Origin of the sequence: Streptomyces sp. WELS2 (genome assembly GCF_013870595.1) — a bacterium.
Lineage (GTDB): Bacteria > Actinomycetota > Actinomycetes > Streptomycetales > Streptomycetaceae > Streptomyces.
In genome coordinates this window covers 1-1,002 of the sequence record NZ_JACBWZ010001373.1, presented here as the reverse complement: position 1 = coordinate 1,002, position 1,002 = coordinate 1, and the positions used below count along the sequence as shown (strand labels likewise).

At 71.9% G+C, this 1,002-nt stretch carries 2 protein-coding genes; one reads left to right on the top strand and one right to left on the bottom strand.

Annotated elements, in window-relative coordinates; genetic code table 11:
- A partial coding sequence (locus H5J33_RS36925) for a hypothetical protein (RefSeq protein WP_220213069.1) occupies nucleotides 1-197 on the bottom strand: 197 nt, incomplete at its 3' end.
- 384 nt (nucleotides 198-581) lie between these two features.
- Between H5J33_RS36925 and H5J33_RS36450 the strand changes: the two genes are divergently transcribed.
- Nucleotides 582-1,002 (top strand): peptidase inhibitor family I36 protein (locus H5J33_RS36450; protein ID WP_181798950.1); only part of this gene is annotated, 421 nt, incomplete at its 3' end.

The following is a 1,002-nucleotide window of genomic DNA, read 5'->3' as shown; positions in this document are numbered from 1 at the left end:
GGACAGCTCCGTCCCCGCGGCCATCGGAGTGCCCGGGACATCGCCGGTATCACCGGTGCCGCCAACAGGGTGTGGGCGAGGCTGCCGGTCAGGCCGGGCACATGCCCGTGCACCGCGCCGAGGGTCCGACCGGGGCCGAGGGCGGCCGGCAGCGAGTCGTGCCCTTTCCAGCGCAGCCACGCGGCGGCCGGTGTCATCCGACCGGGGATGAGGGCGTAAGCGCGGAACGCGCGGCGGTGAACGCTCCGGCGCGGCAGTGCACGAGCGGCAGGTACGCCGCTCAGGGTGCGACCACTACCGCCACCACAGTCATCTGTCGGCCCTGCGCGACTGCGGCCTGCTGCGGTCGTTCCAGCACGGCCCGGTCGTGCTGGACGACCGCACACCGGCCGGCTCCGCGCTGGTCGGCCCGGCCGCCCCCGTGGCACCCGCGAGCATCGGCCGACCCCGTGGCGGCCGCTGTGACGGGGCCTCACCTGTGCCTTTCGAGGCTGATGGAAGACGCTGTCCGGCGCGGACCGGTCTCCAGCACGATGGCCGCGGGCGGCAGGACGGCCGCCCTCGGAGAACGGGAGGAACCCATGTACCTCAAGCGCTCCGTGTTCGCCGGCCTCCTGGCTCTGGCGGCGGCGGGGAGCGGGCTGGCGCTGTCGACGACCGCCTCCGCCGCGTCGGCCGCACCCGCCGCAGTCAGCTGCTCCCCCGGCTACGCCTGCCTCTACTACCACCCGGACTACACCGGCGCCGTCTACAAGCAGTACTACGACGACCCGAACTACGGGGACGACTACTTCGTCACCAGCACGGCTCCGCGCGGGAGTGAGGGAGCCGGCCAGGTGGTGGCCGGCCACACCGGTTCGGTGGACAACTGGAACTGCGACAGCTCCATCACCATCTACTACTCCCCCGGTTACGCGGGGATCCACCAGACCATCGTCGCCTGCGGGAAGGCGAACCTCAACAGCTCTCTGCGCAACAACATCGCTTCCGGGAAGTTCGGCT